This is a genomic window from Fictibacillus sp. 5RED26 (assembly GCF_015903895.1).
GTDB lineage: Bacteria > Bacillota > Bacilli > Bacillales > Fictibacillaceae > Fictibacillus > Fictibacillus phosphorivorans.
This window is the reverse complement of the sequence record NZ_JACZDU010000001.1, coordinates 473,483-487,871: the sequence shown is the minus strand read 5'-3', so window position 1 is coordinate 487,871 and position 14,389 is coordinate 473,483. Positions and strand designations below refer to the sequence as shown.

The following is a 14,389-nucleotide window of genomic DNA, read 5'->3' as shown; positions in this document are numbered from 1 at the left end:
GTTCACCTATTTTCTTTGTTTTTTCTTTTGAAAAGATTGAATGGACTTTGTATAACCTAACTTTTCAAAGAAATGTTCTTTCCCAGGCTGAGCACCTATAAAGAGGGATGTTGGACTATGTTCAAAAGCCAATTCCATTAGATGTCTGCCTATTTTCTGTCCTCGATATTCTGATCGAACAAGGATTTCAGTGATGGTTCCAAAGAAATAGCCATCAGTGAGAATTCGAATACAGCCAACGAGTTCTTTATCATCCCATGCTGTGATGTTCAATGTTTTTTGTATAGCTTCTTTTGTAAACTGTTCATGGTATTCACCTGGCCATACAGCATTCACTAACGAGAGGAATTTTGTAACGCACAAATCCTGGTCGTCAGCATTATAGGTAATACTTTCGTTTATGGGAATCATCTGTAAATACTCCCTTGAAGTATTTTACCTAATACAATTTCATCTCGAATAGGGATGCCATTGTCTGCGACTTGAGGAATTTCAGGTTTAATTTCCCTAGCCTTTGCTACTACATTTAGAAGAAGATCAGTTAAACAATAACCTCTTTTTTGATAAAAGCTCAATGCTCTTATGTTATCGTTCGTAGTCGTTACTCTTATGTGTATTACTTCTTGACTAGATGCCTGTTCTTCAACTTTTTTTAGAAGTTTTGTACCAATTCCTTTGTTTTCTAAGATACTGTCTAAAGAAACAATCTCACAGACGTTATTATGTATGATATATGTAACTAGACCTTCTATTTCATCCCTCTCATTGATAGCAACAAATCCATCAAGTTCATCACATTTATACGTGCCACTGGAAATCACCATCTCGGGACTTCCCCAATGTTCTCGGAAGAATTTATTTATGATTTGTTTATTCATTTTCGACGCATTTATGATTTCTATCATGCTAGACCCCTACCTAAGAAATTGTAATGTCTTTGCTACAAATTTGCTCTCTTCTTCTATATCCGGGAAATGTGCACTTTTTTTAAATATTTCTAACTTACTGTTAGGTAGTTCTTGTTTCATAATATTTGATATCTTCAAACCTGTATTCCGATCGTGCGCACCTGTTAAGATAAGCGTTGGATGCATAATTCGGTTTAATCGTTTTTCAAGGGGTGTAGATGGGGGATTCCCTTGAAGTGCCTTCATCATTTTCCCTGTGTTACTTAGCCCACTGTTTTCCCAAAGTCGCCTGTTATATTTAGCTAACTTTACATCTTCAAATAAAAAACGATCAACAAGCTCCGAGTCAGCTAATGCCCAAACCTTTTGCCATATTTCTTTGAAAGTTAGATTTTGACTTAATAATTTTTCGATTCTATCTGAAAATTCTTCATCACTGATTTTCTTAAACCCTTGAATCTGTATGTCATAAACCATATCTGAAAACATTAAACTTGGCGCAGAGAGCACTATTTTATTAATTATTCCTGGAAAAGCGAGAGCAACCTCTAGCGCTAGTTCTCCTCCGAAAGAATAACCTAACACATCTACTCGCTTGATTCCGAGCTGTTCCACAAGAAAAGAGAAATCATTCACTAATAACTCGACACTATAGTCTTCAGAGTGTGGTGTATCGCTTCTACCACACCCTCTTTGTTCGTAATAAATAACCGTTCTCTCCTTAGCAAGCATTGGACCTGCAGTCCGCTCAAAAACATAATGATTGCCTCCTGGACCACCATGGAGGATTACTAAAGGTACCGTTTTATTTGAGCTCCCTTCGATTTTTATCCAATGGCCTATTTCGTTAAGGAATAGTTGATATTCTCCATCTTTGTACTTCATGGAACACACTCCCTAAAAAGATCTAACGGGTGAAATGAGATGAAGATAACTTGATTTTTGATGTGTGGATTCAATTACGATTGGTCTCATCGAGCCGTTAAATTTTATGTTGATCTCTTCGTCCATAATCGTATGTAATGCTTCTTTCAAGAAGGAACCATCGATTGAAATCTTAAGATCATCGTCACCTGATAAGTCCTTAATTGCTTGTAATTCTTGAATACTCCCCATCTCCGAAGAGCCTGATGAGATGCATAGTTTACGATTTTTAATACTTAACGAAATATTGTTGTTTTTCCATTCACTAGCAAACAAACAGGCGCGATCAATTCCTTTAACAAGAATCTCTCTATCTAGAGTCAATACTGTTTTTTGTTCATTCGGAATGAGTTTGGACGTATTCGGATACTGCCCGGAAATTAATCTAGAATACAGAGAAATCTCATCTGTTTCAAAAAGGATGTAACCGTCTGCTGAGTACATTTTTACGATACCTGAATAATCACTGATTTGTTTTACAAGTTCATTCAGGCTGGAGCTTGGAACAATAAACGAGGTCTCTTTCGATACGTGAACTTCGTTTATTCTAGAAGCTAAACGTTGTGAATTAGTGGCAACTGCCGTTAGCTTATCGTTTGAGAAAGTAAAATGAACACCAGTAAGTACTGGCCTCGTTTCATTTTTAGCTGTTGCAAAAACCGTTTGTTTGATAATCTCTTTTAATTCGTTTGCATCCATACCTATTAAATTTGTTTGATCAATCTCAGGTAACTGTGGATATTCGTCCGCTCTAAACCCATTCAGCTGAGTGAAGATGTCCCCCGATCTAACCTTTATCACTTGTGTATCGCTTACTTCGATATGAACGTCTTCAGGTAGCTTGCGAATGAGCTCTGTAAAATATCGCTCTGAAACGACTGCACTTCCTATTTGTTCAATGCTGATTTTTCGGGACGTTATGTCTCTAGAAATAAAACGTTTAATGATAATATCTGAGTTTGTGCCTATGAGCGTTATCCCCTCATCCTCTGCTATCACTTTTATGCCGGAAAGAATGGGAACGAGTGATTTTTGAGTAACGGCTCTTCCCACATCAGAAAGAGCTTTACTAAATACTTTTTGATCAACCGTAAACTTCATAATTTGATGTATCCTTCCTCGTTTATCTGCTTGGATTTTCATTAATATTCAGATTATTAGTTTAACACAAAATTCCAATTTCTCAGATTTAAAAAACCCTTTCAGCTCATTGAGCAAAAAGGGCCACACACCATTTATTTCACTTTTTCAGCTTTCTTCACGAGCGGGATGTAAATGTCGATCTGTTTGTTCTCATCTCCATAGCAGCGTTCATCGTAAAGCTCAAACTCTAACTTTCCGTTATGCTCATATCCTGAATCTGGAAACCATTTGGAGAAGATTTCAACCCATGTTTGCTGGATCGATTGTACGAAGTTCTCCTCTGAAGCTTTTGGCGTTGTAAAAACAGCATACTCCATCTCTGGAAAACTTCTATAGGACATTCCTTCTGGAGCAGGTGTACCCTTATCCACTTCCATTCCAATCATATAAACAAACTCACCGGTTGTTGTATTGTATTCTGTGCACAACCCTAGTTCCTGGTTCTTGTTTAGAGGGCTTGGAATCTTTTCTCCTAATTTCTTTTGAATATAGTTCTCCCAAAACTTTGGAATATCTACATTATTCTGACCGTCCGTGTTGCGTGTTTTTAAGTCATACCCAATGATGTGGAAAGCTGGTTTTTTAATGATTTTCATTTCCATGTTCATTCCTCCTGTATAACGGTTCATATTCAGGTAAGCCCTTTGATGGAGAGAGATGGGATGAACGGATGCATTACGGTACTCTCTCGGCGATCGGCCATACTGTTTTTTAAAAGCTCGGTTAAATGATTCATGATAGTGAAACCCTAGATCAAAAGCGATATCGATCACTTTATCGTCTGATTGCAATAATCGCTTTGCCGCGTGTGAGAGTCTTCTTTTCCGCACATAATCCATAACAGATTCGCCGACTAGAAACTGAAACACTCTATGATAATGAAAAGGTGAGAAGCAAGCGAGCTCTGCAAGCTCCTCTAATGTGATGCGGTTCTGCAAATTCTCTTCAATATAGTCAAGTGTCCGCTGAATACAAACTTCATAATCCATCTCCATCACCTACCCTACTTCCATCATATACACGAACGTTCATTCGTTCTTAACCTTTTTTGCTAAGTTATCGATTTACTTATTCTATATCGACAGGAGCAGTCCTCCTATGAGGGTTAATTTCATGAGATTGAGCTTTCAATCCCTGGGTTTCGGCTCTCAATCCACGAGTTTTAGCTACCAATACACGAGTTTCGGCTCCCAATCCACGAGTTTCAGCTCCCAATCCACGAGTTTCGGCTCTCAATCCACGAGTTTCGGCTCTCAATCCACGAGTTTCGGCTCCCAATCCAAAAGTTTCGGCCCTCAATCCACGAGTCTGTAATCGTCGACATTCGCTATTTCCCCATAAAAAAAGCTAGAACCACCAAACATGGTTCTAGCTATATCAATAATTATTGAATGCCTACTGCATTAAATGCTTGGTTTACTGAAGTAACAGCTTGTGAAGATGCACCATATAAGTCTGTTGCAGACTGTACTGCTGCTGCTCTCGCTTGACTGAAATTTGATGATGACGTTAAGTACACCGTGTTCATACGGTAGAAAATCGCACCTAGTTTGTCTCGTCCGATACCAGTAACTGACACGCCATAATGACTGCCACCCTCACTTAATAGATATGCTGCTTTATTGATGATACCACTGTTGATATGAACGCCACCGTTGTCACCTGTTCCGGTATAGCGAACAGAATAGTGGTCTGGATCTTGGTATTTCGCAGGGTCTGACATCGAGCGAAGTGCATCTCCCGCTACTCCAGGCGTGTACACATCTTCACCAATCTCAAAGTCAGGATTTTTACCATTATAATACTCTACTAGTGTTCCAAAGATATCAGACATCGCTTCGTTCAGTGCACCTGACTCGTTTTGATAGACAAGATCTGAACTTGTATCTGTTACTGCATGTGTCAATTCATGAGCAACTACATCAATCCCACCAGAGAAGGCGATAAAGTTCGTGCCATCACCGTCGCCATATACCATTTGCGAACCGTTCCAGAAAGCATTATTGTAATTTTTATTAAAATGAACAGACGACTTAATTTGTGCTCCTCTATTATCATAAGAGTTACGTCCGTGTGTATTTTTATAATAATCGTAGGTTAATCCGGCAAAGTAGTGAGCGTCAACAACTGCTTGATCGTATGAGCTGTCGAACACGTTATCCGTTCCATTGTATAGCGTTCCTGGCAAGAAGAACTCAGGAAGGAACGTACGGTTCTTCATATCATAAGTGAAGATTCCGTTTCCACGCGTATTATCTTGCATATAATACTTTCCGCTGGATAGCGTGAGGTTCAGTGTTTTTGAATCACCTAGCACACCTTTTCCAGTTCCAGTCGTGTTCGTTCCTGTTACTTCGTGCATGTCATTATACCGATTGAGGATCTCACCTGACTGTGCATCAATAAAATAGTTCCAGTTTCCAGGTTCAGGTGTTAAGTAGTTTAAGTTTACAAGATACGCAAAATGCGCTTTACCTTCTTTCATCAATACGATTTTTTCCGCTTTTGGCTTCTTCTCATATTCCGGTTTTAGACCAAGTGCAGCAGTAGCAATTCCCACCGCTTTTTTACCACTGATCTGCTTTGCGTTATTTAACTTTGATTGCTTGTCCATTTCTGGAGCAACTTCACCCGATATTACAGTTAGTTCACCGTTTTTATTAATGTGTGCCACTTGGGTATAACCCCAGATCGGAACACCGTTGTATTCTTGCTGAAGTCTTAGTACCGTATTTCCATTCGCTTCTTTTGTACTCTCTAAAATAGAGAAGGAATCTTCTGCTGTTGTATTTCCTAGTTTGAAGATCGATTTATGACTGTTCACATAATTGAATAGTACCTTTTGTGCAGAAGCTTTTGATTTAGAAGATAACTTACCTGCTAGAAAAGCTGGTGTCCCAGAATCACTGCTTACTTTCACCTTTATCTCTTCTGTCGCAGCCATAGCTGATGGTCCGAACGCACCTGCGATTAATGTTGCCGCAATCCCCATTGCAACCCACTTCTTCTTTGTCATTGTCACGCCTCCAATTTCCTTTTATTTACTTTGTTTGCAACATCATATCACCTCTCGAACTCTATTTATATGAATTTTCAGAAAGTTAATTAGTTGTTACTAGAGTAAAAAATAGGAAATAAAATCACAGTGTCTGAAGGCATATTTTCTCTATAGTTCTTTTTTACCTAAAATTTGTTAATAAAAAAAGAAGGAGATGTTCTAAAAAAATAGAATGATTTATATTATTAGATTAAGGAGGCATAACAGATGACTAACTCGCTTTCCATATCAGCTGACCAACAAAAGCTAATTGCAAATGCGACACGTATCCAAATTATCCATTTGTTAAAGAATGAGGAATTCACAGCTAAGGAAGTTGCAGATAAACTGGGAAAAACAGCCGGTACGATTCATTACCACATCCAGCTTCTCTATAACGGAGGCATCTTAGAACTTGTAAAAGAACAAAAGAAAGGTGGAATCATAGAAAAATACTACCGCTCTAAATCCACTCGTTTTGAATTAATTGACGAAGATAACACTAAACCCTCGTCTATTTCAACCAACCTATTACTTGATGATGAAGAGAAGAAGCAGTTCCTACTAGAGTTAGAACAGCTTTTCGTTCGATGGGAAAGTCAAGTCACAAATGATAGCACTAAAAAAGAATATAAGGTCTATTGCACGTTTCAGGAGAGTAAGTGATGAGAGACGCAAAGAGCAAATGGAAATATCCTTCCCTATTATTATCTGCGGTGGGTATTTCGTATATCGGTGACTTCATCTACCTCGTTGCCTTGAATTTATACATCTTTGCAAAAACGGAATCTGTTACAGCAGTTGCTGGCTTATGGTTGATCGGTCCTCTGGCAGGAATCGTGACAAGTTTATGGTCAGGCAGCTTAATCGATCGATTAAATAAAAAATTAATCATGATAATCTCTGATATTATGCGCGCGCTACTCGTTGCGATAATCCCGTTCTTATCAGAAATGTGGATGATTTACAGTGTTCTTTTTGCCATAAGTCTCTGCAGTTCATTCTTCAACCCAGCATCTTCAGCTTACACTGTTCAACTTGTACCTAAAGAAAAATGGCTGCGCTATAACTCAATTTCTTCTGTTCTAACGACCGGTGCACTTGTTATCGGACCAGCTATTGCTGGGGCACTAGTCCATTTTGGTTCGTATAACTTTGCGATCTGGTGTAATGCTGGTTCTTTTCTTTTATCAGCATGCATTCTCTCTTTTCTACCAAGTTTATATAATAAACAAACAGATTCTTCTTATTCTAGTTCTAGCAAACTAAAAATTATGATTGATGACTGGCGAATAGTTGTTGAATTTCTAAAGAAACAACTATTATTTTTAGCTACCTACATCCTATTTCAATTAATCATGACTTTAGCCATTGCTCTAGATTCTCAAGAAGTAGTTTTCACACAAACCATTATCGGGTTGACAGAAAGCCAATATAGTTTGCTTGTGAGTATAACTGGGATTGGCTACCTAACTGGATCATTGCTTCTTGCTATAACTGCAAATAAATTACCTATTCCCTATCTTATAGGCTTTGCTTCCACGTTATTTAGCTTAGGGTATGGAATCTACGCATTCTCTAATTCCTTTTATTCTGCTTGTATAGGTTTCATAATTCTAGGCTTCTTTTCATCATTTGCTAACACTGGATTCCAAACTTTTTTCCAACAAAGGATTCCTTCTAACAAAATGGGCAGAGTGGGAGCAACGTTAGGTTTTTTTCAAAGTTTAACGCTAATCATTACAATCATATTCGCTGGCCTCTTGAGTGAGTGGTTAAGTGTAAAAGAAGTAGTTATCGGAACTTCTTTATTGATCATGTTATTTTCAGTAACTCTTAATGTATTGATGTTCTTTTACCATAATAGTAAAGAAGTCTATAATAAAAACTCAAATCAAAGAGAGCTCGCACGTTGATTCAAGTGCGAGCTCTCCACATCAATAAAAAGATTAGGCGATTGTATAGGATTTAATATCCTCATGCTCCAGTAGATCCTGTGGTTTTTTCAACTTGGGATAACCTGTAATTCTGTCACTGATCATAGGTGGTAAAAACCAGATTGCTTGAAGTGCTGTCATTCCTGCTTCAGTTGCACCCCGTAATTCGTCAGATCCACCATCACCAATAAAAACAGATTCTTGTGGAGTTACACCAAGTTTCTCACAAGCCATTTGATAGATTTCTTTTTGCGGTTTTGCAACTCGTGCTTCATAGGAGAAAACCACTTCATCGAAGTAGTCAGCTAACTCACACATTTCCCATGCGTGAACCTCCTCAGCCGCCGCATTAGAGATCAAACCAAGCTTTAGCCCTTTAGTCCTTAAAGTACGAAGGAGTCCTAACACGTGAGGGTCCATCTCTTGAAAAGGAATAGTCTTAACTATCAATCTTTCTTCATGAACATGATCGATAGCTTCTAGATTGGGTTTTATCCCTTGCGAACGAAGTATATCGCTTAAAACACTCTGGTGATCCGGAAACGTTCCATTCATTCTTCGCTCTTTTCTAAGGTCCCACTCTATTTTAAATATATTTTTATCTAACCCTAATGATTCGGTAGAATATGCTGCTTTCTTCTTTCCTTCTTCCCACTCCGTGATCAGCGTTTCATACAAATCGAAAAAAACAGCTTTTATCACCATTTCCCCTCCCTTTAAAATACTTTTGCATACACACTTGTATCTCGAAGTTTCGTAGTTGATCCAATCTCCAATGCGTCATTACGCAAAATACCTTCCAATGTAAAACCAAGTCGCTCAGGAATAGCCGCACTTTTATCATTTTGAGTATCACAGCGAATCTCAATTCGACGTGCTTTAAGCTCATTAGCAGCAAACTCGGTAATTCCTTGAACAGCTTCTGTCATATATCCTTTTCCCGCATAACGAGTATCAATCCAATATCCGATCTCGAACTTTGGGATATCCCAATTGATACGGTGTAATCCTGATGAAGCAACCAGGTTTCCGTTTTCTTTTAAAAACACGAGCAACCGCAGATCTTCTCTGCTTAAAAACTTCAGATGCGCCTCTCGAATATTTACTTCTACGTCTTCCTCTGTTTGTTCGAAATGGGCGAACGGAAGCCATGGTTTTAATTCGTCTAGTGAAGCATTTATTGCTTCAAACATCGCTTTACCGTCTCCAGGTTTTGGCATACGGATAAGTAGTCGATCGGTTGTAAATTCAGTTGGGAAATTCATTAGAATAGGCTTCATGTTGCACCTCCAAGAATGTTTTAAGTAAGATGAGTTAGTTTGTCAGGGTTTACTACCCAATAAATAGTCTGAATCAGGTCATTCTTAATCTGTAAAGATAGAACTCCCAATACTTGATGCTCTGCATATAGTATAATTCCTGGTTCGCCGTTAACAATCGTATATTTAAATGAAAAGTCTTCCTTTGCTTTTGCCATGATTCCCATGTAAAAGCGAGAGATTCGCTCTGCTCCCAAGATTGGAACAAGAGCAGCTTTTGTTTTCCCACCGCCATCTGATAGGAGTTTCGCATCCACAGCAAGCAAGCTTAATAGTTTGCCGACATTTCCTGAAACTACAGCTGATACAAACTGTTCAGTTAGTGCCGACGCTTTTGGAGATGACGACTGTCCAATTGCATGACTGCCTATTGCCTTTTTTGCCCGGTGAAAGATTTGTCTGCAGTTCGAACTACTCTTCCCAATCACTTCTGCAATCAACTGATATTCATACTCTAGGACTTCCCGAAGCAAAAAAACAGCACGTTCTGTTTCTGATAGCTGCTCTAACAACAGTAAATATGCTGTAGAAAGAGATTCTTTCATCACATAACGTGATGCTGGATCTTCGTTGTCTGTTATTAATGGTTCTGGAAGCCAAGGTCCTACATATGTTTCTTTTTGTTTACGCGCAGATTTAAGCAAGTCAATACAGCGATTCGTTACGATTTTACAAAGGAAAGCTTTTGGGTTCTTGACATGATCAACGGGTTGTTCACTCCAAGTAATGTACGCATCTTGCACGATATCTTCCGCATCTTGCACACTTCCTAGCATTCGAAACGCCAATGAAAACAAGAGTGATTTATATGTTATAAATAACTGCTCTGTATGAACATCGTTCATCCATTAAGCCTCCCTTCGCAAACGGTTTAATCCTTCATTTTGTATAATGGCTTTTGCTGCTCTTTTAGCACTGGCAAATGCTGCGTCCACCAACATTTCTCCATGTCCTGCTCCGTCTCCAGCAATGTATAGTCCTGGTATTTCAGGTACACAGGGTCCAAAATATTGTTTGTCTTGAACGTTAATCATGTCTTGTACTACAATCATTTTTGGCAGAAACTGCTGAGATACAAGTTCTTTTCTCCATCCTGGCTGCATGAGATCTAAAATACTCTCAAGCTCTTGTTTATGAACTTTTCCACTCTCTTCTTTTTTCGTTCCTAAATATTTGATCATTTGAATAACAATCTCACCATCCTGACTTAATGAACACGCTCTAGAGTGGTTAGAGAACAGAATATGCTGATCGACTCCTATCGCAAAATGATGACGCGATCTTGGTAGTTTTTTTAAAGCTACGTCTAGGCAAGCAGCATATACGGGACGTGCTTGTTGACTCCACTTTTGCAGCAATGTTCCTTCTGAATGCTTCATTAGTTTCATCGATTGCTCAGGTCCTGTTGTGAGAATTACATTTGAAACTTCGATTGTTTCTCCATCTGCACAAAAAAGTTGATGCCTGGTTCCATATTCGATAGATGAGACCATTTTGTTTGTAAGAATCATTACACCAGCAGACAAAGCCTTTGAGCGCAAATTTTCTACGATAGATTGCCAACCGTTGTTAACATATAGAACACCTTTCAGCCCTAATTTGACTTGTTGAATGACAGCACTTGCTAATTGTTGATCGTAATCTATACCATACGTTGATGTTCTGCATAATGCGTAAACAACGTTACGTACCATAGGATTCTTTATTTCCTTTTCAGCCCATTCTCGCAAACTCATATGTGGAATTGATGTGGCATCAATTCTTTGTAGCTTTAACATAACTCTGACAAGTTCCGTCTTGCTCGACCATTTTAAAAGTTTTGATTTCACCATTGCTCCTAATGATCCTGGCAATTTAAATAGTTCTCCATTCCAGATCGCGTATCCTGTTGTATCAGGAACTGCTCCAGATATTTCCACCTCTAACTCATTCAAAATCTTCTCGGCCGCTCCCCCTCTGTATAATGCATGCCCACCTAAGTTGAAAAGTGCTCCGTTTTTTGAGGTGGTTTGTGCACGTCCGCCAATTTTGCTAGCTTTTTCTAGTACCAAGACAGACTTTCCCGCTTGTGCTAAATATACGGCAGAAGTTAAACCGGCTATTCCGCCACCAACAATCGCCACATCAAATGTATTCATGTGTAATCACCACTTTCTGATTTTACAAACATGACGATTCTGGCTTTTGCTTTGTGACAGAAAATTGTATTTTGTTTACATAAAATATCAAGGGGTAATGATTTTATAAGGTAACATGTTCATTCGAGTTGCCAAATCTGCAAGAAAGGAGATCAACGTGATGTTATATACCAAGATTCTGGTTGCTTTTGATGGCTCTGAAGGAAGTTACACCGCTCTTCACAATGGTAATGAGATTGCACGGCATACAGGAGCTGAGTTAACATTACTTTATGTGACCAATGAAATGGTTCTGCCTTTGTATGGTGGCGTACATCCAGGCGGAGTAGCGAGTTCAACTGTAGAAGTAAGAAAAGCAGAAATTTTGGAGCAAAGTCATGGTGAAGAAATCCTAAACAGAGCGTTAGGACGTGTTGATCATCAAATAAAGACAACAACAGCCATTTTGCATGGTGACCCGACTACCACCATTTGTGGTTATGCGGATAGCCATAACATCGATCTCATCGTCATTGGTAATCGTGGCCATAGCGGATTTAAAAAACTTTTCTTAGGAAGCGTTAGTCAAAAGGTTGTTTCTAACGCGCACCAACCTGTACTTGTTTCTAAATAACAATTAATTTGTTTGAGGAGCGCCTCTTTAAAAGATGGGCTCCTCTATTTTATTGAATCATTTCAGACACCGTTTTAAACGTATATCCCTTTGCCTTTAAATCCTTGATGATACCTTTAACAGATTTCATCGATTCTGTGCGGCTGTCATACATAACGTGCAACAGAATTATCGAACCAGGCTGAATATTTCGACTCACATGCTTCACTATTTTGGTAGAATCAGATGCAACTTCTGGATATGTTTCTGGCTCTATGTCCCAAAGAATTGTCTTTCGATCGTGTTTATCTAAGTAATAAGGCAGTCCGATTAACTTTTTACCATACGGCGGGCGAAACTGAATATTTCCCTTATATCCTGCTTTGCGGATTAAATCATCCGTTCTTTCAATCTCACTTTTTATATAAGAAGGTGTTTTCAAAACCATTCGTTCATGAGAATAGGAATGATTTCCGAGCTCATGTCCTGCTGCAACTATTTCTTTTGCATCTTCCAAGTTTTCTTCTATCTCTCTGCCAGTTACAAAAAAAGTAGCTTTAACTTCCTCTTCTTTTAAAATCGTTAAAATTTCATCAGTGTTATCTGTAGGGCCATCATCAAATGTAAGGGCAACTACTTTTTCAGTAGTATCTGCACTTGTTACTAAACCTCCGAAAAATTGAAAGTCCCTAGAACTGCTTAACTTTAAACCGCTGTATGCCAATCCGATTAATAGAATGATCGCAACGCTTACGTATATGACTATTTTCTTCATTTATTTCTCCTCATTTTATGTATAGAGCGATTTGTTAGTCAGAATACCAATAACTCGTTAAATCTGTAGTAACCGAGCTGAAACCATTTTGACGCAGCATAGCTGTAATATTACCTCGATGATAGGCACCATGAGTCGTAATATGCATCACCATCTCAGAGATACTCGTTTCTCTTCTTCCTGCCCAAGGTGTATCCAGCATTAGCACCTTGTCCAAATCGACTCCATCGTTAAGAAATTCCTTATATTGTATCGTTAAAACACTGTACATCGTAATGATCTCCTCAATACTCTTTGTATCCGACTCTACTTTTTCGATTTCGAGCGCTTCTGTCATACTCGTGCCGGAGACGATATGAAACCAAAGCTGGTCAACGATGTACATGTGTGAAACCACCTTAGAGATGGATGTAAAAACACTTTGCATTTCCTGGTGATATACCTCATCTCCAAGTTCTAATAAACGATTTAAAATCTCCTTGTTCGCCCATAGGTGATATTCGTACATCTTTATTGCGTGATGAGTCATATTGTCCTCTCCCTTTAATTCATTCTTCAGCCTTTTGCCTATTTTCGACAACACGATATGATTCCCTCTATTTGTGAAGTTTCAAGAGGAGTTGGAATTGTTTTGAAGAATTGAATACAGAAGATACAATTACTCTTGTTATAAGGAGAACGTTATGAATTATTTTGAACACGAGATATAAAACTGCTACTTATCAAGAGGACCTCCAACAGAACCTTAAAGACTCATCATAATGAAACATAAAATTTTGGAGGTGCACGTATGAAAAGAGATGTAGATTTTGAAATGTATATTAAGGAAGTTAACAAACCATTTTCAGGATGGGATTTTTCATATATAACTGAGTCTGGTCGAATGGCAAGTGGAATGCTTTCTTGGTCTTATGGAAGTATGGTGACCCCTCTTATCGGCAAAGTTTCATCGATGCTTGACATGGGCACTGGAGGTGGAGAACTTTTGTCCAAGCTTCAACCTTTTCCCGCAGTAGTTTGTGCAACAGAAGGATATCCTCCAAACGTCCCAATAGCAAAAGAACGCCTTGAACCTCTTGGTGTAAATATATTTCAAATTGGTGACGACGATCTTCTTCCATTTGAAGATCATACGTTTGACCTTATCATTAATAAACACGAATCTTATTCTCCACTTGAAGTAAAACGCGTATTAACTGCGGACGGGATTTTTCTTACACAACAAGTTGGTGGTTCGGACTGTGCTGAAATTAATACAATGCTCGGCTATCCAATTAATGAAGAATTTTCACATTGGAATTTGCGTTTTGCTGAACATGAATTACGTGAGAGTGGATTCGAAATACTAGAAGCAAAAGAAGAATTTCCTGTTCAGCGCTTTTATGATATTGGCGCCCTGCTTTATTACCTAGACGCGATACCTTGGCAGGTGCCAGATTTTAAAATTGAAGATTCTGTGGAGAAGCTACATCACATTCATGAGATGATTCAAAATAATGGATACTTTGAAGTGAAACAGCATCGTTTTCTACTAAAAGCGAGGAAAAAATAAGGAAATTTAAAAAGCTGGCCCGGCGATCGTTCAATTTGAACGCGCTGAGCCAGCTTTTCTTGAG

Annotated in this window: 16 protein-coding genes; 4 read left to right on the top strand and 12 right to left on the bottom strand. The window is 38.6% G+C overall.

All coding sequences use genetic code 11. The features are described 5' to 3' along the window. Nucleotides 1–6: 6 nt before the first annotated feature. The 6 genes from IHV10_RS02535 to IHV10_RS02510 all read right to left on the bottom strand — a co-directional run bounded on the left by IHV10_RS02535 (nt 7) and on the right by IHV10_RS02510 (nt 5,991). The gene (locus IHV10_RS02535) at nt 7–411 is read right to left on the bottom strand and encodes a GNAT family N-acetyltransferase (protein ID WP_231619400.1); all 405 of its coding nucleotides are present in this window, start codon (nt 409–411) and stop codon (nt 7–9) included. After that, complete coding sequence (locus IHV10_RS02530) at nt 408–905, bottom strand: GNAT family N-acetyltransferase (protein WP_197127179.1); 498 nt, start codon at nt 903–905, stop codon at nt 408–410. Before IHV10_RS02530 ends, IHV10_RS02535 begins: the two co-directional genes overlap by 4 nt. Nucleotides 906–914: 9 nt before the next feature. After that, nucleotides 915–1,793, bottom strand: a complete 879-nt coding sequence (locus IHV10_RS02525; protein ID WP_197127178.1) for an alpha/beta fold hydrolase — start codon at nt 1,791–1,793, stop codon at nt 915–917. Between the two features lie 12 nt (nt 1,794–1,805). Continuing rightward, nucleotides 1,806–2,933, bottom strand: a complete 1,128-nt coding sequence (gene dnaN / locus IHV10_RS02520; protein WP_197127177.1) for a DNA polymerase III subunit beta — start codon at nt 2,931–2,933, stop codon at nt 1,806–1,808. Between the two features lie 134 nt (nt 2,934–3,067). Continuing rightward, a complete protein-coding gene (locus IHV10_RS02515; protein ID WP_370629636.1) occupies nt 3,068–3,964 on the bottom strand; it encodes an AraC family transcriptional regulator in 897 nt (298 codons plus the stop codon). A 395-nt stretch (nt 3,965–4,359) separates the two neighbouring features. Then, nucleotides 4,360–5,991: a M4 family metallopeptidase gene (locus IHV10_RS02510; RefSeq protein WP_197127175.1), complete on the bottom strand. Its 1,632-nt coding sequence runs from the start codon at nt 5,989–5,991 to the stop codon at nt 4,360–4,362. A 249-nt stretch (nt 5,992–6,240) separates the two neighbouring features. Between IHV10_RS02510 and IHV10_RS02505 the strand changes: the two genes are divergently transcribed. Both IHV10_RS02505 and IHV10_RS02500 read left to right on the top strand, forming a co-directional pair. Next, nucleotides 6,241–6,678: an ArsR/SmtB family transcription factor gene (locus tag IHV10_RS02505; protein ID WP_197127174.1), complete on the top strand. Its 438-nt coding sequence runs from the start codon at nt 6,241–6,243 to the stop codon at nt 6,676–6,678. After that, nucleotides 6,678–7,928 (top strand): MFS transporter, encoded by a 1,251-nt coding sequence (locus IHV10_RS02500; protein ID WP_197127173.1) that lies wholly within the window; start codon nt 6,678–6,680, stop codon nt 7,926–7,928. Before IHV10_RS02505 ends, IHV10_RS02500 begins: the two co-directional genes overlap by 1 nt. 33 nt (nt 7,929–7,961) lie before the next feature. Here the strand turns inward: IHV10_RS02500 and IHV10_RS02495 are convergent, their stop codons facing one another. The 4 genes from IHV10_RS02495 to IHV10_RS02480 are packed head-to-tail and all read right to left on the bottom strand — an operon-like array spanning nt 7,962 to nt 11,406. Continuing rightward, on the bottom strand, nt 7,962–8,654 hold the full coding sequence (locus IHV10_RS02495; protein ID WP_197127172.1) for an HAD family hydrolase: 693 nt from the start codon (nt 8,652–8,654) through the stop codon (nt 7,962–7,964). 11 nt (nt 8,655–8,665) lie between these two features. Continuing rightward, on the bottom strand, nt 8,666–9,229 hold the full coding sequence (locus tag IHV10_RS02490) for a GNAT family N-acetyltransferase (RefSeq protein WP_197127171.1): 564 nt from the start codon (nt 9,227–9,229) through the stop codon (nt 8,666–8,668). A 20-nt stretch (nt 9,230–9,249) separates the two neighbouring features. Continuing rightward, nucleotides 9,250–10,113: an RNA polymerase sigma-70 factor gene (locus IHV10_RS02485; protein ID WP_197127170.1), complete on the bottom strand. Its 864-nt coding sequence runs from the start codon at nt 10,111–10,113 to the stop codon at nt 9,250–9,252. Between the two features lie 3 nt (nt 10,114–10,116). After that, entirely contained in the window at nt 10,117–11,406 is a 1,290-nt protein-coding gene (locus IHV10_RS02480) for a phytoene desaturase family protein (RefSeq protein WP_197127169.1), read from the bottom strand. Nucleotides 11,407–11,566: 160 nt separating this feature from the next. On the opposite strand from IHV10_RS02480, the gene IHV10_RS02475 reads away from it, so the two are divergent. Next, the gene (locus IHV10_RS02475; RefSeq protein ID WP_197127168.1) at nt 11,567–12,019 is read left to right on the top strand and encodes a universal stress protein; all 453 of its coding nucleotides are present in this window, start codon (nt 11,567–11,569) and stop codon (nt 12,017–12,019) included. 49 nt (nt 12,020–12,068) lie between these two features. Here IHV10_RS02475 and IHV10_RS02470 read toward each other — a convergent pair whose 3' ends face one another. Further along, on the bottom strand, nt 12,069–12,773 hold the full coding sequence (locus tag IHV10_RS02470) for a polysaccharide deacetylase family protein (protein ID WP_197127167.1): 705 nt from the start codon (nt 12,771–12,773) through the stop codon (nt 12,069–12,071). Between the two features lie 34 nt (nt 12,774–12,807). Further along, nucleotides 12,808–13,302, bottom strand: coding sequence for a DinB family protein (locus tag IHV10_RS02465; RefSeq protein WP_197127166.1), 495 nt, complete (start codon nt 13,300–13,302; stop codon nt 12,808–12,810). A 261-nt stretch (nt 13,303–13,563) separates the two neighbouring features. Here IHV10_RS02465 and IHV10_RS02460 point away from each other — a divergent pair, with 261 nt between their 5' ends. Next, the gene (locus IHV10_RS02460) at nt 13,564–14,325 is read left to right on the top strand and encodes a class I SAM-dependent methyltransferase (RefSeq protein ID WP_197127165.1); all 762 of its coding nucleotides are present in this window, start codon (nt 13,564–13,566) and stop codon (nt 14,323–14,325) included. Nucleotides 14,326–14,389 lie beyond the last annotated feature (64 nt).